Annotated in this window: 16 protein-coding genes; 10 read left to right on the top strand and 6 right to left on the bottom strand. The window is 55.9% G+C overall.

Annotation, left to right across the window (positions count from 1 at the left end):
- Positions 1 to 55: 55 nt before the first annotated feature.
- Together D5398_RS10445 and add are read left to right on the top strand one after the other, a co-directional pair.
- Positions 56 to 1,243 carry a MalY/PatB family protein gene (locus tag D5398_RS10445; protein ID WP_120507565.1) on the top strand — a complete coding sequence of 396 codons (1,188 nt, stop codon included), beginning with the start codon at positions 56 to 58 and terminating at the stop codon, positions 1,241 to 1,243.
- Positions 1,244 to 1,359: 116 nt separating this feature from the next.
- The gene (add, locus tag D5398_RS10440; protein ID WP_120507564.1) at positions 1,360 to 2,358 is read left to right on the top strand and encodes an adenosine deaminase; all 999 of its coding nucleotides are present in this window, start codon (positions 1,360 to 1,362) and stop codon (positions 2,356 to 2,358) included.
- Between the two features lie 66 nt (positions 2,359 to 2,424).
- On the opposite strand, the gene D5398_RS10435 is transcribed toward add, so the two are convergent.
- Both D5398_RS10435 and D5398_RS10430 read right to left on the bottom strand, forming a co-directional pair.
- Positions 2,425 to 3,444, bottom strand: a complete 1,020-nt coding sequence (locus D5398_RS10435; protein ID WP_120507563.1) for a bile acid:sodium symporter family protein — start codon at positions 3,442 to 3,444, stop codon at positions 2,425 to 2,427.
- An 83-nt stretch (positions 3,445 to 3,527) separates the two neighbouring features.
- Positions 3,528 to 4,574: an oxidoreductase gene (locus tag D5398_RS10430; RefSeq protein WP_120507562.1), complete on the bottom strand. Its 1,047-nt coding sequence runs from the start codon at positions 4,572 to 4,574 to the stop codon at positions 3,528 to 3,530.
- Between the two features lie 395 nt (positions 4,575 to 4,969).
- Between D5398_RS10430 and D5398_RS10425 the strand changes: the two genes are divergently transcribed.
- The 5 genes from D5398_RS10425 to D5398_RS10405 are packed head-to-tail and all read left to right on the top strand — an operon-like array spanning position 4,970 to position 10,220.
- Positions 4,970 to 5,977: an ABC transporter substrate-binding protein gene (locus D5398_RS10425; RefSeq protein ID WP_120507561.1), complete on the top strand. Its 1,008-nt coding sequence runs from the start codon at positions 4,970 to 4,972 to the stop codon at positions 5,975 to 5,977.
- Positions 5,974 to 6,783, top strand: a complete 810-nt coding sequence (locus tag D5398_RS10420; protein ID WP_120507560.1) for an ABC transporter permease — start codon at positions 5,974 to 5,976, stop codon at positions 6,781 to 6,783. Before D5398_RS10425 ends, D5398_RS10420 begins: the two co-directional genes overlap by 4 nt.
- Positions 6,783 to 7,553 carry an ABC transporter ATP-binding protein gene (locus D5398_RS10415; protein WP_120507559.1) on the top strand — a complete coding sequence of 257 codons (771 nt, stop codon included), beginning with the start codon at positions 6,783 to 6,785 and terminating at the stop codon, positions 7,551 to 7,553. The genes D5398_RS10420 and D5398_RS10415 overlap by 1 nt, the downstream gene beginning before the upstream one ends.
- 16 nt (positions 7,554 to 7,569) lie before the next feature.
- Positions 7,570 to 8,910 carry a histidinol dehydrogenase gene (gene hisD / locus D5398_RS10410; protein WP_120507558.1) on the top strand — a complete coding sequence of 447 codons (1,341 nt, stop codon included), beginning with the start codon at positions 7,570 to 7,572 and terminating at the stop codon, positions 8,908 to 8,910.
- A gap of 2 nt (positions 8,911 to 8,912) precedes the next feature.
- The gene (locus tag D5398_RS10405; RefSeq protein ID WP_120507557.1) at positions 8,913 to 10,220 is read left to right on the top strand and encodes a hypothetical protein; all 1,308 of its coding nucleotides are present in this window, start codon (positions 8,913 to 8,915) and stop codon (positions 10,218 to 10,220) included.
- A gap of 474 nt (positions 10,221 to 10,694) precedes the next feature.
- Here D5398_RS10405 and hutU read toward each other — a convergent pair whose 3' ends face one another.
- The 4 genes from hutU to D5398_RS10385 all read right to left on the bottom strand — a co-directional run bounded on the left by hutU (position 10,695) and on the right by D5398_RS10385 (position 16,200).
- Complete coding sequence (gene hutU / locus D5398_RS10400) at positions 10,695 to 12,377, bottom strand: urocanate hydratase (RefSeq protein WP_120507556.1); 1,683 nt, start codon at positions 12,375 to 12,377, stop codon at positions 10,695 to 10,697.
- Positions 12,378 to 12,413: 36 nt separating this feature from the next.
- Positions 12,414 to 13,964 carry a histidine ammonia-lyase gene (hutH, locus tag D5398_RS10395; RefSeq protein WP_120507555.1) on the bottom strand — a complete coding sequence of 517 codons (1,551 nt, stop codon included), beginning with the start codon at positions 13,962 to 13,964 and terminating at the stop codon, positions 12,414 to 12,416.
- Between the two features lie 284 nt (positions 13,965 to 14,248).
- Entirely contained in the window at positions 14,249 to 14,830 is a 582-nt protein-coding gene (locus D5398_RS10390) for a HutD/Ves family protein (RefSeq protein ID WP_120507554.1), read from the bottom strand.
- A complete protein-coding gene (locus tag D5398_RS10385; RefSeq protein WP_120507553.1) occupies positions 14,827 to 16,200 on the bottom strand; it encodes a formimidoylglutamate deiminase in 1,374 nt (457 codons plus the stop codon). Before D5398_RS10385 ends, D5398_RS10390 begins: the two co-directional genes overlap by 4 nt.
- 277 nt (positions 16,201 to 16,477) lie before the next feature.
- On the opposite strand from D5398_RS10385, the gene hutC reads away from it, so the two are divergent.
- The 3 genes from hutC (at position 16,478) to hutG (ending at position 19,543) form a co-directional block, all read left to right on the top strand.
- Positions 16,478 to 17,278 (top strand): histidine utilization repressor, encoded by an 801-nt coding sequence (gene hutC, locus D5398_RS10380; protein WP_120507552.1) that lies wholly within the window; start codon positions 16,478 to 16,480, stop codon positions 17,276 to 17,278.
- Positions 17,279 to 17,447: 169 nt separating this feature from the next.
- Positions 17,448 to 18,710, top strand: coding sequence for an imidazolonepropionase (gene hutI / locus D5398_RS10375; RefSeq protein ID WP_120507551.1), 1,263 nt, complete (start codon positions 17,448 to 17,450; stop codon positions 18,708 to 18,710).
- Positions 18,707 to 19,543: an N-formylglutamate deformylase gene (gene hutG, locus D5398_RS10370; RefSeq protein ID WP_120507550.1), complete on the top strand. Its 837-nt coding sequence runs from the start codon at positions 18,707 to 18,709 to the stop codon at positions 19,541 to 19,543. Before hutI ends, hutG begins: the two co-directional genes overlap by 4 nt.
- Positions 19,544 to 20,217 lie beyond the last annotated feature (674 nt).

Raw genomic sequence — 20,217 nt, 5'->3', positions numbered from 1 at the left:
GATTAACAGGGCGACTTATGTCGCCCTTTTCTGCTTTATTCAGGGAGTGAAATGTATGTCCTCAGCTTCTTTTGATTTCGACACCGTCACCGACCGCCACGGTACCTGGTGTACCCAGTGGGATTATGTCGCAGACCGTTTTGGCAGCGCCGACTTACTGCCCTTCACCATCTCCGACATGGATTTCCCCGCTGCGCCCTGCATTCTCAGTGAACTGCAAAAGCGTCTGCAACACGGTGTGCTGGGTTACAGCCGCTGGCATCACGACGATTTCCTCGGCGCGGTTGCGCACTGGTATCAGCAACGTTTTAACAGCCAGATTGATACTGATATGGTGGTGTATGGCCCGTCGGTGATTTACATGGTTGCGCAACTGATCCGCCAGTGGAGCCAGCCGGGTGACGGCGTGGTGACATTCACACCTGCCTACGACGCCTTCTTTAAAGTGGTGGACGGCAATCAGCGCCAGATGCTGGCCTGTCCGCTTATCAAAAGTGGCAACGACTGGTCGCTGGACGCTGAGCATCTGGAAAGCCTGCTGGCGCAACCGGCCTGCTCATTACTCCTGCTTTGCAGTCCGCACAATCCAACCGGTAAGGTCTGGACGCGCGAAGAACTGACGCTGATTGCTGAGCTGTGTGAACGCCACCACGTGCGCGTAATCAGTGACGAAATCCACATGGATATGGTCTGGGGCGAAAATCAGCACACGCCGTGGAATGAAGTGGCGCGTGGCGAATGGGCGTTACTGACGTCCGGTTCGAAGAGTTTCAACATTCCTGCGCTGACCGGCGCTTACGGGCTGATCAGCCATAAGGCGCAGCGTGAAGCTTACCTGCATCAGCTGAAAGCCTGCGACGGCTTATCGTCTCCGGCGGTGCTGGCCGTTCACGCCCATGTGGCAGCGTATCACCACGGCGAACCCTGGCTTGATGCGTTGCGCGATTATCTGCAAGCGAACCTGCGTTACGTCGCAGACCAGCTAAACGCCGCCTTCCCGCAACTGAACTGGCAACCGCCTCAGTCTACCTATCTGGCGTGGATTGATTTGCGCCCGCTGGATCTTGACGATAAACAGTTGCAAATTGAGCTGATCGAACATCAAAAAGTCGCGATCATGCCGGGTTATACCTACGGCGAAGAAGGCAACGGCTTCCTGCGTCTGAACGTCGGGTGCCCGAGATCGAAGGTAGAAGCGGGAGTGCAGGCTTTGATCCGCGCAATACAAAACTTACAGCAATAACCGTACGGCTCCCTCCCCTTCGCAGGGGGAGGTGCTAAGTTGCGCAACAACATTTCATTCATGGTGATTCTCCCGTTATAATGCCCCGCACATTTCAATAATAATGAGTGCACCCCATGATCGACACACGCCTTCCCCTGACCGACATTCACCGCCACCTTGATGGCAACATCCGCGCTCAAACCATTCTCGATTTAGGCCGCCAGTTTAATCTGACCTTGCCTGCCAATGAACTCGAAGCCCTGCGACCGCACGTGCAGGTGATGCATACCGAACCCGATCTGGTGAGTTTTCTGCAAAAACTCGACTGGGGCGTAAAAGTGCTGGGCGATCTTGATGCCTGCCGCCGTATTGCGAAAGAAAACGTCGAGGATGCCGCGCGTGCCGGTCTGCATTACACCGAACTGCGTTTCTCACCTTACTACATGGCGATGAACCACAAACTGCCGGTCGCGGGTGTCGTGGAAGCGGTGATTGAAGGGATCCGCGAAGGTCAACAACATCATGATATCGATGTACGTCTGATTGGTATTCTGAGCCGTACCTTTGGTGAAGACGCCTGCCTGCAGGAACTGGAAGGCTTACTGGCGCACCGCGATGGCATTACCGCGCTGGATCTGGCGGGTGATGAACTCGGTTTCCCTGGCAGTTTGTTCCTCAGCCACTTCAACCGTGCACGAGACGCGGGTTGGCGCATCACCGTACATGCCGGTGAAGCAGCAGGTCCGGAAAGTATCTGGCAGGCAATTCGTGAGCTGGGCGCAGAACGTATCGGCCACGGTGTGAAAGCCGCGCAGGATCCGGAACTGATGGATTTCCTGGCGAAGCACCAGATTGGTATCGAATCCTGCCTGACCTCCAACATTCAGACCAGCACCGTTGGCTCTTTCGAACATCACCCGCTGGCCGTGTTCCTTCGCCACGGCGTGCTGGCTTCTATCAATACCGACGATCCGGCGGTTCAGGGTATCGAAATTGCCAATGAATATAACGTTGCTGCGCCAGCCGCGGGACTGACTCAGGAAGAAATCCGCCAGGCACAGAAGAACGGCCTGACGATGGCGTTCATGACCGAAACTGAAAAGCAGGCCATTCGCGATAAAGTGTCTGCGTAACGCTTTCATTAGCTATAAAAAAAGGGCGGGGATGATCTCCCGCCCTTTTCTTTTTCATTCAGTCTGTTAAACCGTTTTGACTTCTTCTTTCTTCACCACTGCTTCAGCTTCTTCACGCGCCACACGTTTGGCGTAACGGGAAGCCAGCACCGCGCAGACCATCAGCTGGATCTGGTGGAAAATCATCAGCGGTAACACCATCGCGCCAACGGCTGCCGCCGGGAACAGCACATTCGCCATCGGAATACCGTTCGCCAGACTTTTCTTTGAGCCACAAAACACAATGGTGATTTCATCTTTGGTATTAAAACCAAACAGCCGCGCGACGTAAGTATTAATAATCAGCACAATAGTCAGCAACACGATTGAGCAACACAGGATCGCCAGCAATGACCATCCGTCAATCTGATGCCAGATCCCTTCAACCACGGCGGCGCTGAATGCCACATATACCACCAGCAGTATCGAAGAACGGTCAGTAATATTGACGATTTTCTTATGACGCTGTACCCACGCACCGATCAGCGGACGGCACAAATGCCCGATAATAAACGGCACCATCAGCTGTAAAACGATAGAACCAATCGCGTGCAGGGTATCGTTGGTGCCGCCCTGCGTATGCATGAGCAGCCCCACCAGCACCGGCGACAGGAACACGCCGAGAATACTTGAAGCCGACGCGCTGCAAATCGCCGCCGGGATATTCCCACCCGCCACAGACGTATAAGCAATCGCCGACTGCACGGTCGCTGGCAATGCGCAAAGATACAGAAAACCGTAATACAGCGTAGGCGTCAGAATGTTGACCGGCACCAGCCATTTCATCCCCAGACCGAGCAGCGGGAACAGCGCAAACGTGCTGAGAAAGACCACCACATGCAGTCGCCAGTGGCTGATACCTGCCATAATCGCTTCACGCGACAGCTTCGCGCCGTGCATAAAGAACAGCAACGCGATGGCAGCGGTGGTCAGATAGCTGAAGATGGTTTTATAGATCCCCTCGCACGGAAAGAACGATGCAATCAGCACCACACAAACCAGGATCAGCAAAAATTTATCGATTTTCAGACGTTGTAACCAGGACATGAACCTTCCTTGCAAAGTGAATAACAAAAGAAAAGAAAAGAAAAGTGTCACGGCGGCGACACTTCATAAACGCAGACAACTTGTTAGTTCTTAATGACTTTCAGCGTCGCCTGTTGTTGTGAGGATTGCATCCCCAGTTCGATCATTTCCATCACGCGGATGGCATCCACCGCCGGAACAGGATTTTCACCCTGACCGTGAATGGCATCGCGCACACCGGCATAATAGGCCGGATAATTACCCGGAATGGTCAGCAGCGACTTCTCGGCCAGCACGCCATCGTGGCTCAGCGTAATCACACCGTCACGCATATCATAACCCCAGTCAGCCTGCGGCAGACGTTCGCCCGCTTTCAGTCTGTCTTCCTGCGGATCCAGCCCGAATTTCACGTAACTGCCCTTTTCGCCCTGCACGATAAAACGGGCGGTTTCTGCCACGGCGTAAACGGTACTGTGCAGCACCACGCGGCGGCGAGGATATGTCAGCACGGCATTAAAATAATCCACCGCTTTACCTCCTGGGCGCAGCACGGCCAGATCAGCCTGCAATGTTTCGGGCAGTCCGAATAACTGTAACGCCTGATCCAGCAGATGCGACCCTAAATCGAACCAGATACCGCTGCCCGGCGCATCGCTTTCGCGCCAGCGCTGCTGCACCTGCGGTTTGTAGCGATCGTAATGGGATTCGAAATAGACGATATCGCCCAGCGTTCCTTCATCAATCAGCGTTTTGGCCGTAAGGAAATCAGAATCCCAGCGGCGGTTATGGAACACCGACAACACTTTGCCCTTCTCACGCGCCAGCGCATCCAGCTCGCGGGCCTCGCTCAGCGTCACCGTAAAAGGTTTATCCACGATCACATGCTTACCGGCTTCCAGCGCCAGCTTCGCCAGAGGAAAATGCGTGGTATTAGGTGTCGGGATCACCACCAGATCGATGGAGGCATCTGCAAACAGCTTTTCAGGCGAATCCACGACCGCGACGTTCGGCCAGTCGGCGTGAACTTTACCGGCATCGCTGCTGGAAACCACTGCCAGTTCCAGACCGGGAGTACCGTCGATCAGCGGAGAATGAAAGGTTTTACTGGCGAAGCCATAACCCACCAGGCCAACGCGAAGGGCTTCAGTCATTGGAATTTCCTTTGTTTTACGGTCTGCCCGTCCGGACACGAATAACCTGATTTGACACCAGCTTACAAAGCCGGACAAGTCATTTCACCCTTGCGGATGGTCGCAGACGAAAATTTCTGTTTCCGGTCACCCGTATTTTCTGAATCTGCCCGCAACAGCACCTTTGCAGAGCAGGGAAAGTCATATTGTGGTGCGGGCCATCACTTTTAATTATAAATTCATTAACGTTCTTCTCATCAAATATCTAAAAATGTATAACATCAAGGCCCTGCCTGAATTCCTTCCGCGATTTCAACTGTGGCGTAGTAATTGCTTCATCAGCTTGTCTATACAGGGTTGCACATTAGGATTTTTATTAGCCGTCTTTTTCTCTTCCCACACCAAGCGAGGAAATTATGTCACCTTCTCTGACCGTTACGGCCTTTTTCAAAAGCAAACTGGCCCTTGCCTGTTGTCTCGGCGCATTGGGCACTTTCAGCCTGAGCGCCTCTGCCGCTGCACCTGAAGCGGGCACTTTCAAAATGGGCATCGAACCCTGGCTCGGTTATGGTCAGTGGCACGTCGCACAAAGTCAGGGCATTTTTAAGCAACAGGGGCTGGAAAAGGTCGACATCATTAACTTCGCCGAAGATAAAGATATCAACGCCGCGCTGGCCAGCGGTCAGATAGACGGCGCGAATATTGCGACGCATACGGCCATGGCAATGGTTTCTGCCGGTTTACCGATCAAAGTCGTTTTGCTGCTCGACCAAAGTGAAACCGCAGACGCCCTGCTGGTCGGCAAAGACATCACCACGCTTAAAGATCTGAAAGGCAAACAGGTGGCCTTTGAAGAAGGCACCACCAGCGATATTTTGCTGCACAGCGCCGTTAATGCCGCAGGGCTGAATTGGAACGATATCACGCCGGTACCGATGCCTGCTGATTCCGCTGGCAGCGCGCTGATTGCTAAACGTGTGACGGCGGCGGTGACTTACGAACCCTACATTTCTGCCGCCAAAAAACAGGATCCGACGCTGAAAATGCTTTACAGCGGCTCTTCTGATCCCGGTCTGATTGGCGACGTGCTGGTGGTGCGTGATTCCGTGCTGAAAGAAAAACCGGGGCAAATCGCGGCGCTGATCAAAAGCTGGGACGCAGCCCTCACCCACTATCAGGCCAATACCGCCGCCGATCGCGCCCTTATCGCCAAAGCCGTGGGTGCGACGCCTGCCGATCTGGAATCCGCTTTTGACGGCGTGAAATACTACTCGCTGGCCGAAAACAAACAGGTGCTCAGCCACTCTTTCTCTGACCAGACGTTTGCCCATGTGCTGAAAGCCGCCACCGCTGCCGGGCTTATCCCGAAACCCGTCACTGCCGCTGAGGTCATTGATGCCAGCTTCGTGAACAGCCTGCCATGAGTTCGCGTCGTAAACCGCTCAATCTGATGGTAATTGGCCGCCTGCCGACGCGCAAAGTGTTCGTCGGCATTGCGGTCGCCCTGTTCGTGATCCTGTTTCTGGCCTGGGGACTGGCGACCCGCAGCGGCGCTATTGCGCCGATTTTTTTGCCGAAACTGACTGATGTCTGGCTCAAAATGGTCAGTCTGGCACAGGACGGCACCTTGTGGGGCGACATTAAAAGCAGCCTGTACCGCATCAGTATTGCTTTCGCCATTTCCTCGGTGATGTCGGTTGTGATTGGCGTGCTGGCGGGCTGTTACGGATTTTTCAAAGCGCTGACCGAACCGCTGGTTGATTTCATCCGTTATATGCCGGTGGTGGCGTTTGTGCCGCTGACCATTTTGTGGACCGGCACCGATGACGTGCAGAAATTCCTGATTATATGGATAGGCACCTTCTTCCAGCAGGTGTTAATGGTGATTGATGCCGTGAAACGTGTACCGGGGGATTTCGTCGGGCTGGGTCGCACACTGGGTATGCCGGATCGTAAAATTCTCTTTCGCATCGTTTTGCCGGGCGCAATGCCGGGGATCTGGGACGCCCTACGTATCAGCCTCGGCTGGGCGTGGACCTGGCTGGTACTGGCCGAACTGGTGGCCTCAACGTCCGGTCTCGGTTACCGCATTGTAGTTTCGCAGCGGTTTTTCCAGACCGATACCATCATCGGTTACATCCTGCTGCTGGGCATTCTGGGCTTAATCAGCGATCAGATCATGCGTGCCCTCGAGCGCGTCCTGTTCCGCTATAACAAGAGGCGATCCTGATGTCGGTATTAACTATCTCCCGTCTGCATAAAAGCTTTCAGGTGGGTAAACAGACGCGTGAAGTGCTGCACGATATCAGCCTGACGCTGGCCGATAATGAATTCGTTTCCGTCGTTGGCACCTCCGGCTGTGGGAAAAGCACATTACTGTCTATTGCTGCCGGTCTGGAAGATTACGACAGCGGCGATGTGCAGGTGGGCGGCAAAACCATTCGCGGCGCGGGCATCGACCGTGGCGTGGTGTTTCAGTCTTACACCCTGTTGCCGTGGCTGACGGCCCGTCAGAATATTGAGTTTGCGCTGAAAGCCGCCGGTTTCAGCCGCGCGGAATGTCGTGAAAAAGCCGATCAGCATCTCGAACTGGTTCAGCTGACGCAGTTTGCCGACGCCTGGCCCTCCGAGCTTTCCGGCGGGATGAAACAGCGCGTCGCCATTGCCCGCGCCCTGTCCTATCGCCCGAAAATTCTGCTGATGGACGAACCTTTCGGCGCACTCGACGCCATGACCCGCCACCAGATGCAGGAGCTGCTGACCGGCATCTGGGAACAGCACCGGCTGACCGTGATGTTTGTCACGCACGATATCGAAGAAGCGGTTTATCTTTCTGACCGCATTGTGGTGATGGGCCCCGGCACGATACAGGCTACTTTCGACGTGCCGCTGCCACGTCCGCGCCGCGAGGAACTGACCGCCAGCCCTGAATTCACTGACCTGCAACGCCAGGTTCTGCATACAATCCGCAGCGGCCACACCCGCGCTGCGCTGGCCTGATAACCGGAGATTTACCATGTCTGAATCTTTTCAAGCCGTGACTTTTCATGATCTGACTGACGCATCCGTGCTGCCACCGGAACTGTTCAAACGTACCGAAGCCGATTTGTCATTTTTCACCGAACGCGTCGCGCCGATTATTGAAGCGGTACGCACCGAGGGCGACGCCGCCCTGCTGCGTTTCGCCCAGGAATTCGACGGTGTCACCACGCCGGAAATGAGCATCATGGCGGAAGACGCCGAATTCGCCACCGCGTTCGAGCGGCTGGATCAGCAGGTGGTTGAATCGATCCGCTTTGCGGTCGAAAACGTCCGTGCGTTTCACGAAGCCCAGAAACCGGAAGACATGTGGATGAAAGAAATCCGCCCCGGCGCTTACGCCGGTGACCGCCATGTGCCCATCGACTCCGTGGCCTGTTACGTGCCGCGCGGTAAAGGCTCTTTCCCGAGCGTATTGCTGATGACCACCATTCCCGCCGTGGTTGCGGGAGTCAAACGCGCCATTGTGATCACGCCGCCCGGCCCCGACGGCAAAGTGGATGACGCGACGCTGGTGGCCGCGCGTCTGGTCGGCATCACCGAAGTGTATAAATGCGGCGGCGCACAGGGCGTGGCTGCGGTGGCGTTTGGCACTGAAACCGTGCCGAAATGCCTGAAAGTCGTTGGCCCCGGCAGCCCGTGGGTGGTGGCCGCGAAACGTCAGCTCTCTCATCTTATCGATCCCGGCATTCCGGCGGGACCGAGCGAAAGTCTGATCCTCGCCGATGACAGCGTGGACGGCGCGCTGGCGGCGCTGGATCTGATCATCGAATCAGAGCATGGTCCGGACTCCTCAGCTTATCTGGTCACCAGCAGCCGTCGCGTGGCTGAAGAAGCCATCGCCGCGTTGCCCGGCTACTGGACACAGATCGGTGAAAAACGTGCCGGTTTCTCGCAGGCAGTTCTGTGCGGAACGCACGGCGGCGTGGTTCTGACCGCCGACTTTGACACCGCCGTGGATTTCGTTAATCAGTACGCGCCGGAACATCTGGAAATTCTGGCCGAAGAGCCGATGGCGGTGATGGGCAAAATCCGCAACGCCGGAGAAATTCTGTTAGGGAATTACACGCCCATCACCCTCGGCAACTTCGTGCTGGGCCCGAACGCAGTCCTGCCGACCAACGGCGCCGCCAAAACCGTCGGGCCGCTTTCGGTGTTCGATTATATGAAACGCATCTCGGTCGGTTATGTCACCCGCGAAGGCTATCAGCCGCTGGCCGACAAAGCGCACGCATTTGCCCTCTACGAAGGATTTCCCGGCCACGCACTGGCGGTATCGCCATTACGCACTGAGATCCTCAACAAAAAAGGTCAATAACGATGAGCAACATGACGGGCAGTGAACCACTGGCCGCGTTGGCGCGGCAGTTAGTGCAGGCAGGGGAATGGCAGCAGGCGGCTGACGCCTTACGTCAGCTCATCAGCGAAGTGACCGGCGTACCGGCCGGACAGCTGACCATCAACCGCGACCAGTACAGTCTTAACTCCCTAAACGGCACGGTCACCCTCGACGATGGCCGCGCCCTGTTCTTCAAATATCACAATGAAGAAGGCGAAGACAAAACCATCGAGGAGTACTACAACGCCGAACTGCTGCGTGAAAGCGGATTTCGCGTAGACGTGCCGGTCTACGCCTGCGGCGAGCCGGGACGTCAGATCCTGATGTATACCCTGCGCCACGACCGCCGGATGGCGGATATCTGTCGCGACATCGAACAACAACAGGCCTGGGATCAGGAAGAAGAAATTGAAGAGGCCCAGCGCCGCGCCGACCGGGATATTCTGACGCACACCCTGCCGACGCTGAAAGCTGCAACGGTGAGCGCGGTTGCCGCTGAACCCATCCATCAGTTGTTTCACCACCGCCTGATATCACCGGATAATCCGGAAATCACCGCCGGTTTCGGAGGCCGCGTAGCCCGGTTTTATGTCGATAAAACCTTCCGGCTGGAAGACGAGGAACTGGAATGGCAAACGCTGAGTAATCTGCGCTGGGTGATCAACGGCGTGGCGTATCAGCACAGTCTGCGGCAATTATTCGCCGAGGCGGGCATTCGTCTGGCCCCGGCGGCACTGGCCGATCACGGGGTGATCACCGCCCACGGCGACGCGCATAACGCCAACGTCTGGTTCGACACCCATGAGGAAATTCCGCAGCTGGTGAGTTTTGATCCCGCATTTGCCGGGCGCAATATTCCCGCACTGCTGGCAGAGATCAAAGCCACCTTTCACAACATCTTCGCCCACCCGCTGTGGCTGTATGAGCCATCGCGTTGCGGCGAACTGTACAAAGTGACGGTCATGCGCCGTGGCGATACGCTTTTCGTTGATCACAACTGGCAATTAACCCCGCTGCGTGCGGCATTTTTGCGTGATAAAGGCGAAGAATACTGGCAGCCGTTACTGGCCCAGCTCGTCCGCCGTGGGTGGCTGCCGTCGCACTGGCAGCGGATTTTCCGCCTCGCTATGTTCTGCTGCCCGACGCTGGTCCTCGATCTGCGCGCCGGGGGTTTCAGCGGCCATACCCCAACCAGTTCCGCTCTCGGGCTGGCGATGGCGGTGATGCTGGGCAGTGAACCAGTGGAAGACAGAGATGAGTTCAGCGGATGGCTGGCGGGGCTCGTATGATGTCAGACCGGACAGGTCGTGGGCTCGCCGCTGCGCGGTGCCTTCATTTCGGGATTGCAGCCTAAGGTCTGCAACCTCTCACTCAGCAAGCTTTCTGAACCGCCCGCACGATCCTAAATTCAAAACAAAATCTTTCTGTTTTTGAAATATTTAATGGCGTGATTAAAATCCAGCTGAACGGAGCGGCTTCGAGACCTGTGGCTCGAAGCCCGAGACAAGGCAGTGCGAAGCACCTGGATTTTCGCCACTCACCAATGCGCCGGAACATGTCCGTCATACCTGCGACAGCGCGCAGTAAAAGAGCCGGAGATTCTTAAGAGGCGCGGCGATAGGCGCCTCTTAAGGCCAGTTTGGGTGGCAACCCAAGGTTTTGGCCGGTTTGGGTGGCAACCCAAGGGCAACGGCCTGCGCCACTGCCCGTAAGGTTTTTACTGATTAATCCCATTAAGAATTAATCACTTAACATCACGACTTTCAGCGCATGGGTAAATTAAGATGATTGCGTGCCGCACACTCCTGCGCCTGCTCATAACCTGCATCCGCATGACGCATTACGCCGGTAGCCGGGTCGTTCCACAGCACGCGTTCAAGACGGGCAGCCGCTTCTTGAGTGCCGTCAGCCACAATGACCATACCCGCATGTTGCGAGAACCCCATGCCTACGCCACCGCCGTGATGCAGGCTGACCCAGGTTGCACCGCCCGCAGTGTTAAGCAAAGCGTTCAGCAGCGGCCAGTCGGAAACCGCGTCCGAGCCGTCTTTCATGGCTTCGGTTTCACGGTTTGGTGAGGCGACGGAACCGGTATCCAGATGGTCACGGCCAATCACCACCGGGGCTTTCAGCTCGCCTGTGCGTACCATTTCATTGAATGCCAGACCGGCAATGTGCCGCTCGCCCAGCCCCAGCCAGCAAATACGCGCCGGTAAGCCCTGGAAAGCGATGCGCTCGCGCGCCATGTCCAGCCAGTTGATGAGATTGGCATTCTCCGGGAACAGTTCTTTCAGTTTGGCGTCGGTTTTATAGATATCTTCCGGATCACCGGAAAGCGCCACCCAGCGGAACGGGCCTTTACCTTCGCAGAACAGCGGACGAATGTAGGCTGGAACAAAGCCCGGAAAATCAAAGGCATTAGTCACACCTTCATCTTTAGCGACCTGACGGATATTGTTACCGTAATCCACGGTCGGAATACCCATCGCATGGAAATCGAGCATGGCCTGAACATGTTTTGCCATCGAAGCACGCGCGGCTTTCACTACCGATTGCGGGTCTGACTGACGCGCATCCTGCCATTTTTCCAGGCTCCAGCCTTCCGGCAGATAGCCGTTCAGCGGATCATGCGCTGATGTCTGGTCAGTGACAATATCCGGGCGCAGACCGCCTTCTTTGGCGCGCGCCACCAGCTGAGGCATTATTTCAGCGGCATTACCCAGCAGCCCGACAGAAATCGCTTTCCTCTCAGCGCAGGCTTTTTCGATCATCGTCAGCGCTTCATCAATGCTGTGCGCTTTGTAATCGAGATAACGGGTGCGCAGACGGAAATCAATGCGCGACTCCTGACATTCAATCGCCAGCACGCAGGCACCGGCCAGCACACCTGCCAGCGGCTGCGCCCCGCCCATACCACCCAGACCGGCAGTGAGGATCCATTTGCCTCGCAGATTGCTGTCGTAGTGCTGACGCCCCGCCTCCGCGAAGGTTTCATAAGTGCCCTGCACGATGCCCTGGGCACCAATGTAAATCCAGGAACCGGCCGTCATCTGGCCATACATCATCAATCCGGCTTTATCGAGTTCGTGGAAGTGATCCCAGTTAGCCCAGTGCGGTACCAGGTTAGAGTTGGCGATCAGCACGCGCGGCGCATCGGTGTGGGTACGGAAAATACCCACCGGTTTGCCGGACTGCACCAGCAGCGTTTCGTCTTCGCGCAGTTTACGCAGACTTTCAAGTATACCTTCGAAGGCAGGCCAGTTACGCGCCGCCTTGCCAATCCCGCCGTAGACCACCAGATCTTCCGGGCGCTCAGCGACATCCGGATCGAGGTTGTTCTGGATCATGCGATAAGCCGCTTCAATCAGCCAGTTCTGGCAACTCAGTTCAGTGCCCTGCGGAGCACGGACAACACGGGCTACAGCCGTTTTTTGTGGAGCGTTCATCGTCGTTTCCTCTTTAATTCAGATTCAGGATCAGATTCAGGCAAAGCTTGGGAGCAGCGCTTCAATCGCGGCCGGCCAGTGTTCACGGGAAGCCCACAGGCGCATCATTTCCACGTCCGGTGCCATCAGGCGGTCCTTCTCAAGGAACGCCACATTTTCGCGGATGGCTCTCATCTCATTTTCCAGCGCGGAGGAGCTTTGCAGCGGACGGTGAAAGTCGATGCCCTGAGCCGCTGCCATCGCTTCGATGCCCACCACGACGCTGGTGTTAAAACACATATCAACCAGACGGCGGGCGGCGTAGGTCGCCATCGAAACGTGATCTTCCTGATTGGCTGAGGTTGGCAGGCTATCGACGCTGCCCGGATGTGCCAGCGATTTGTTTTCAGAGGCCAGCGCGGCAGCCGTCACCTGCGCAATCATAAAGCCGGAATTCACCCCGCCGTCGTTGACCAGGAAAGGTGGCAGACCGGAAAGGCCGGTATCGAGCAGCAGCGCCATACGGCGTTCTGAAATCGCGCCGATTTCGGCGATGGCCAGCGCGATGATATCGGCAGCAAACGCCACCGGTTCAGCGTGGAAGTTACCGCCGGAAATCACATCGCCGTTTTCAGAGAAGACCAGCGGGTTATCGGAAGCTGCATTAGCTTCGATACGCAGAATGCGCGCGGCATGGTGCAGGTTATCGAGGCAGGCACCCATCACCTGCGGGACGCAGCGGATGGAATAAGGATCCTGAACACGTCCGCAATCGGCATGAGACGTGACAATGTCACTACCATTGAGGATCTCGGTCAGCGCCGCCGCTACGGCGATTTGCCCGACCTGTCCGCGGGCTTCATGAATGCGCGGATCCAGGGGTTTCACCGAACCCTTGATAGCCTCAAGAGACAGCGCACCAGCCACCAGCCCGGCAGAGAAGACACGCTCGGCTTCGAACAGACCGGACAGCGCCAGCGAAGTGGAAACCTGTGTGCCGTTGAGCAGCGCCAGCCCTTCTTTCGGCCCCAGTTCGAAAGGCTTCAGTCCGGCGGTGGCCAGTCCCTCAATGGCTGACATTTTCTGACCCTGCGCCGTCACCTGACCTTCGCCAATCAGCATCAGGGAAAGATGCGCCAGGGGTGCTAAATCACCGGAAGCGCCAACAGAACCTTTTTCAGGTATGCATGGATAAACACCGGCGTTAAACAGCGTAATCAGCGCATCTATGACTTCAATGCGGATACCGGAATGGCCGCGTGACAGGCTAAGCACTTTGGTCGCCATCACCAGACGCACTACGTTATCCGCCAGATCCTTGCCGATACCCACGCTGTGCGAAAGCACCAGATTGCGTTGCAGTTCCGCCAGACGCTCAGCCGGAATGCGGGTTTGCGCCAGCTTGCCGAAACCGGTGTTAATTCCGTATACCACTTTGCCGGACTCAACAATGCGGGTGACCGTTTCCTGCGACGCCAGCACGCCAGCACGCGCCTCCTCAGCCAGTTCAAGGCGGACATTGCCCTGATAAATCCTGCGCAGCATTGGCAGGTCAACCTGACCCGGTTGCAGGCGGCAAAGGGTAAACTCAGTGGATGAAGAAGCCATAATCTATTCCTGTATAGACAAGTGAATCCTGAAGTAAACCCGGCTAAGGACTCTGCCCGCCGGGTGCTTATACATGCTTAACACTAAAACGTTTAAAGCTACTGATTACGACACTGTATACTCTTGTATATACAAGCTAGCCAACGATATCAAAGCAAGCTTTATGCCAGTTCAGGCAGCGGCGGTTTTCCAATACTGTGCGTCTGTTACTCTCCGTTTTTTGACTTCTGGTGATTCAAATCAGTGCGTCCTGCGCTCTTTTTTAGCGCGCTGTTTGTGTCGTGTTATTGCGTGACCGCTGCCCACAGCAGTAGACCCTCTGCGTGTTTTGCCGTCACAGTAAAATCTTCAGCGTCGTGATTTTCCGCATGTGGCGCAGACCAGACAAACCCTTCACCCGCGCCAAGTACCACTCCATCCGGCATTTGCCACTCGCCGCAGATTACATAAACTACGCCGCCCTTTTCATGGCTGATACGAAGGCTTTCTCCGGTCGCGCTCACACGGGCAGCGCAAACCGTGCGGCGGGTCATCACGTTAAAATCTGTTGTCACGCCGCCCAGCAGACGGGCGCTGAGCGCGATATCACCGCTGAAGCTGAAAGGCACGCCGCAGGTATCAAGCGCGTGGTCTATGTCAGGCAATGCCTGCAAATGCACACCCTCGCCGCTGAGCAAAGTGATAGAACGGTCAATGCCCGGAAAGGCTGAAAACGGGCCATCCTTTGCGATAGTGGCGATGCTGATACGCCAGTCAAAATCACTTTTCCCCGGCGGATAACTGATGATTTCACGGGTTTCGCCGCCACCGTTACGCCACGGGCTGACCGGCAGACTGGCGAAGGTGAAATGCTCGCGGTGTGTCATACGGCGTCCTCCGCCAGCTGATTCAGCAGCTTCAGGAAATCTGCCGCCGCAACCTGCTGGTCTGCATGCAGACCGTTCTCAATTCTGGCAACACCACCGACATACACGTCGCGGATTTGTCCGGAATGACCGGCAAACAACCAGCGGTTAAGCAATTCACTGTCTTTTGCTGCGGCGATATAAGGACTGTCACCGTCGAGCACCAGCCAGTCAGCGCGATATCCTGCCGAAAGCTGACCGATGGCCGCGCCGCAGGCCTGCGCACCGCCCTGCAATGCCTGCGTATACAACACGTCACCCACCGAGTTTTGGGCAGAAGTGGTCAGGCGGTTACGGCGCTGGTCACGTAAACGCTGGCCGTATTCAAACCAGCGCAGCTCTTCCACCATGTTCAGTGACACGTGGCTGTCAGAACCAATGCCCCAGCGACCCGCGTGCGTCAGATAATCCACTCCGGGGAAAATCCCGTCGCCAAGATTCGCTTCGGTGGTCGGGCAAAGCCCTGCTACCGCGCCGCTGTTTGCCATACTTGCCAGTTCAAAACGGTCAGCATGCGTGGCGTGGATCAGACACCAGCGCGCATCAATATCCAGATTGTCATAAAGCCAGGTGATCGGGCGCTGACCGCTCCAGCCAAGGCAGTCATTCACTTCTTTTTGCTGTTCAGCGATATGAATATGAACCGGCATGTTTTTATCACCGGCTGCCAGCACCTGTTGCATTTGCTCAAGCGTTACGGCACGCAGGGAATGAAAACACAGCCCCTGATTTTGCAGCGGATTACCGGTGAGTTGCTGACGAATAATCTCCTGCTGTTGCAGGTAACGGTCAGCATCCTGAATAAACCGTTTTTGCCCTGCCTGCGCGGGCTGAGCGCCAAATCCGGCGTAACTGTAGAGCACCGGTAACATCGTCAGGCCAATGCCTGACTGCGCTGCGGCGTGGCTCAGGTGCGCGGTCATTTCACCGCGATCGGCGTAAGGCAGTCCGCTGATGTCGTTATGCAGATAATGGAACTCAGCCACCTGCGTGTAACCGCCCTTGAGCATTTCGATGTACAACTGACGGGCGATTACGCCCACCTGCTCAGGGGTCAGACGCTGCACCATGCGATACATCAGGTCACGCCATGTCCAGAAACTGTCCTGCGGATTTCCTGCCACTTCGGCAAGCCCGGCCATCACCCGCTGAAACGCATGGGAATGCAGATTCGGCATTCCCGGTACCACCGGGCCATTGAGAGGCAAACAGCCATGCGGGTCACTGTCTGGCGTCACAGCAGAGAGAATTCCGGTAACATCCACGTCCAGACGCACATTGTGTGCCCAGCCGCGGGCGAGTAAGGCGCGTGTAGCAAAATAAGCAGGCATAACAGCGTTCCTGGTCAGCAAGAAAAAACATAAACGCAATTTTTAAGAAACAATTGCGAAACTTTTAAGCGACTTGTCTATACATATACATATGCCTGATTGCGCTGTAAACTTGCAACAATCCTTTTTTTATAAAATTAGTTTTCCGTCACGCCCTTTCCGTTTACTTTCTCTGGGGGAAACTAACGGGCAGACTAAAACACTTCCACAATTTGCCCGGATATTTATTGAGTGAGGCAAAAGTTGAGTGAGGTAAATGTTGAGTGAGATAAAAGACATGTCGGAGCCCACACCACTTTCGCAGTCTGGTGCCGCGCAACAGGGCGTGTCTCAGCAGACATTGTCCGAACTGGCGGGTGCAATGAGCGATACGCCTGCGCCGATTTATCAGCGGGTGAAACAGGCGATCATCAGCCAGATCCGTGCCGGTGTCTGGAAACCACACCAGCGTGTGCCTTCTGAAAGCGAACTGGTGAACGAGCTTGGCGTCAGCCGTATGACGATCAACCGCGCCTTGCGCGAGCTGACCAGCGAAGGCTTTTTGATCCGCATGCAGGGGGTCGGCACTTTTGTTGCCGAAGCCAAGGCCTACACCCCGATGTTGGAAGTGCATAACATTGCCGATGAAATTGCGCAGCGCGGGCATCGCCACGACAGCAAAATTCTGGTGTGCGAGGCTCGTCTGGCAAATGCCGATCAGGCGCTTCAGCTGGGAATTGCTACCGGCACCCTGCTGTTTTATTCGCAGATTGTGCATTACGAAAACAGCGTGCCGGTGCAAATCGAAGACCGGTTTGTGAATCCCGAAACCGCACCTGATTATCTGCAACAGGTGCTGAACAAGCAGACGCCTTATACCTACCTGATGGAAATTGCCCCCCTGACAGCGGGTGAACATCGCGTTGAAGCGATCAGCGCCAGCGATGAGCAGCGCGAATTGTTGCAACTGAACGAGCATGAGCCTTGCCTCCTGATCCATCGCCGTACCTGGAGCGGCAGCCGCGTAGTCACTTCTGCGCGCCTGATTTATCCGGGTTCCCGCTATCAGTTATTCGGACGTTTCACCAGCCACGGCTGACCCGGCACACCTTAATAGCGGCTTTGAATAGCCGCTATCTCTTCGTTCAAATTTTGGAAGACGTCTCGTAATAAGAAAAAACTATCGCTGGCTGCCTTGCCGGTTTACAGGTTATGCGTTAGGTTGACTTTAGTTGTCTATACAAGATGAATTCAGCCTGGAGCCTGTCATGCCGGTAGCCCTTTCCCCACAGATTTCCTCCGAACCGCCTTCCGACTGTCACAGCGTATGGCGCGGCGCCACACTGGTGACCATGCGTGAGGGGCATTACAACCTGATTGAAAACGGCGCGATTGCGGTCACCGGCAGCAAAATTGTCTGGACCGGCAGCGCAGCGGACTGCCCGGATTTCCCCGGTGCAAAAGTGCATGAATTTGAAGGCGGCATCATCACGCCGGGTTTCGTGGATTGTCACACCCATCTGGTATTTGGCGGCGACCGCAGCGCGGAATTTGAACAGCGCCTGAACGGCGTAAGTTATGCTGACATCGCGGCTGCCGGTGGCGGGATTTTATCGACCGTCAATGCGACCCGCGAGGCCACTGAAGACGAGCTGCTGGCACAGGCGCTGTTTCGCTTACAGCCGCTGCTCGCCGAAGGCGTCACCTGCGTTGAGATTAAATCCGGCTACGGGCTCAGTATCGAAAGTGAACTGAAGATGCTGCGGGTTATCCGCCGTCTGGGCGTTATGTTGCCGGTCGAGGTGAAATCCACCTGCCTGGCCGCTCACGCCCTGCCGCCGGAATTCAAAGGCCGGGCGGATGATTATATTGCGATGATCTGCGAAACCCTGTTGCCGGTGGTCGCCGGTGAAAATCTGGCCGATGCGGTGGATGCCTTTTGTGAACATCTTGCGTTCTCCCCGGAACAGGTGGAACGGGTTTTTGTCGCCGCACAAGCCCTGGGATTACCGGTCAAGCTGCACGCCGAACAGCTCTCGTCCCTGCATGGCAGCGCACTGGCAGCTCGGCACCAGGCGTTATCCGCCGATCATCTGGAATATGCCACCGCGGAAGATGCACAGGCAATGGCCGCCAACGGCACCGTCGCTGTTTTATTACCCGGTGCCTATTATTTACTGCGTGAGACGCAATGCCCGCCTGTTGATGCGTTTCGCAAATATAACGTGCCAATGGCGCTGGCCAGTGATGCCAATCCCGGCACATCTCCCGCGCTTTCCCTGCGTCTGATGCTGAACATGGGCTGTACGTTGTTCCGCCTGACGCCGGAAGAAGCGCTGGCGGGGATCACCTGCCATGGTGCGCGTGCACTGGGTTTACAGCAAACGCATGGCACGCTGGAAGCGGGAAAAGTCGCAGATTTCATTCACTGGCCGCTGTCGCGTCCTGCTGAACTGGTTTACTGGCTGGGCGGTCAGCTGCCCTGCACCGTTGTCTTTCGTGGAGAAGTCCGAGGAGAGTTTCGTTTATGAGCCCGTCAACCGACACTGTTATCGCTGAGCCTTACCAGTTTATCTCCGGCACCGCGCCCCTGTTAATCAGCATTCCCCATGCCGGTACGCATCTGACGCCAGAAGTTGCCAGCGGCCTGAGTGATGCTGCCCTGCCACTTTCCGATACCGACTGGCATATTCCACAGTTGTACGATTTTGCACGATCGCTCGGTGCCAGCATTCTGGTCGGTCAGTATTCGCGTTTTGTTATCGACCTGAACCGGCCTTCAGACGATAAACCCCTGTATACCACCGCGACAACCGGCCTGTATCCCGATACGTTATTTGACGGACGCGATACCTTTAAACCGGGAATGACCCCGACTGATGCGCAACGCCAGCTGTATCTTGATCAAATCTGGCAGCCGTATCATCAGAAAATTCACGCTGAACTGACACGTTTAAAGCAGGAATTTGGCTATGCGTTACTGTTTGATGCGCACTCTATTGCCTCGGTGATCCCACGCTTGTTCGACGGGCAGCTTCCGGATTTGAATCTTGGCACTCACAGCGGCGCCAGCTGCTCACCGGCTCTGAGTGAAATTCTCGAACGTACCTGTCAACAGCAAACCCGTTTCAGTCATGTGCTCAATGGCCGCTTCAAAGGCGGTTACATCACCCGCGCTTACGGCCAGCCGGACAGGGATATTCACGCCGTTCAGCTTGAACTGGCGCAGGTGAATTACATGGAAGAGATCGAACCTTTCGCCTTTGCGCCTGATAAGGCGGCTGCACTCCAGGAGTTGCTGAAGCAGTTGCTGGAGGGAATGGTGAGATGGGGGGAAGACAGGTATAAACAGGGCGCTGTTTAATCTCGCTTTTCGCTGGCCGCGAAGGGCTAAACCTTGGGTTGCCACCCAAACGGGCCTTAAGGTCAAAACCGTGGGCGTCGGCCCACAACGTCAAAACCTTGGGTTGCCACCCAAACTGGCCTTAAGAGGCGCCTATCGCCGCGCCTCTTAAGAATCTCCGGCTCTTTTACTGCGCGCTAACGCAGGCGCGACGGACATATTCTGGTACATATGTGAGTGGCGCAAAATGTCATCGCTGCGCGATTCCCTCATTTCAGGCTTCGAGCCTCAGGTCTCGAACCGTTCATTCGGTGCCATTTTTGAGCACGCCAATGCACTTATCTAAAAGATAAATCCATTCCGTTTTTGAATTTAAGATTGTGCGGGCGTTTCAGAAATCTTGCTGAACGGAGCGGCTTCGAGACCTATGGCTCGAAGACCGAGAGAAGGAACCGCGCAGCGGCAAGATTTCCAGCCTGTCGCTGCGATACCTGAAACATAGCCAGCGAGCGAAGCACTTGTTGAAAAGCGAGGAGGAATCCAAAGGAGGAAAAGCACTTTCCTCCTTTGGTCGGTTTCGGCGAGAAAAGCCGGGTGATAACCGTTATTAAGAAACCGAAATTGTCTCGATCAAGCCTTCGCTGCAAGCGTTCACCTTGTCGCGCAAGCGTTCCCTCTCGCTGTAAGCGTTCCCT

The sequence above is a fragment of the Rahnella bruchi genome, from assembly GCF_003614975.1.
In the GTDB taxonomy this organism is placed as follows: Bacteria; Pseudomonadota; Gammaproteobacteria; order Enterobacterales; family Enterobacteriaceae; genus Rahnella; species Rahnella bruchi.
This window is presented reverse-complemented; position numbering and strand designations above follow the sequence as displayed.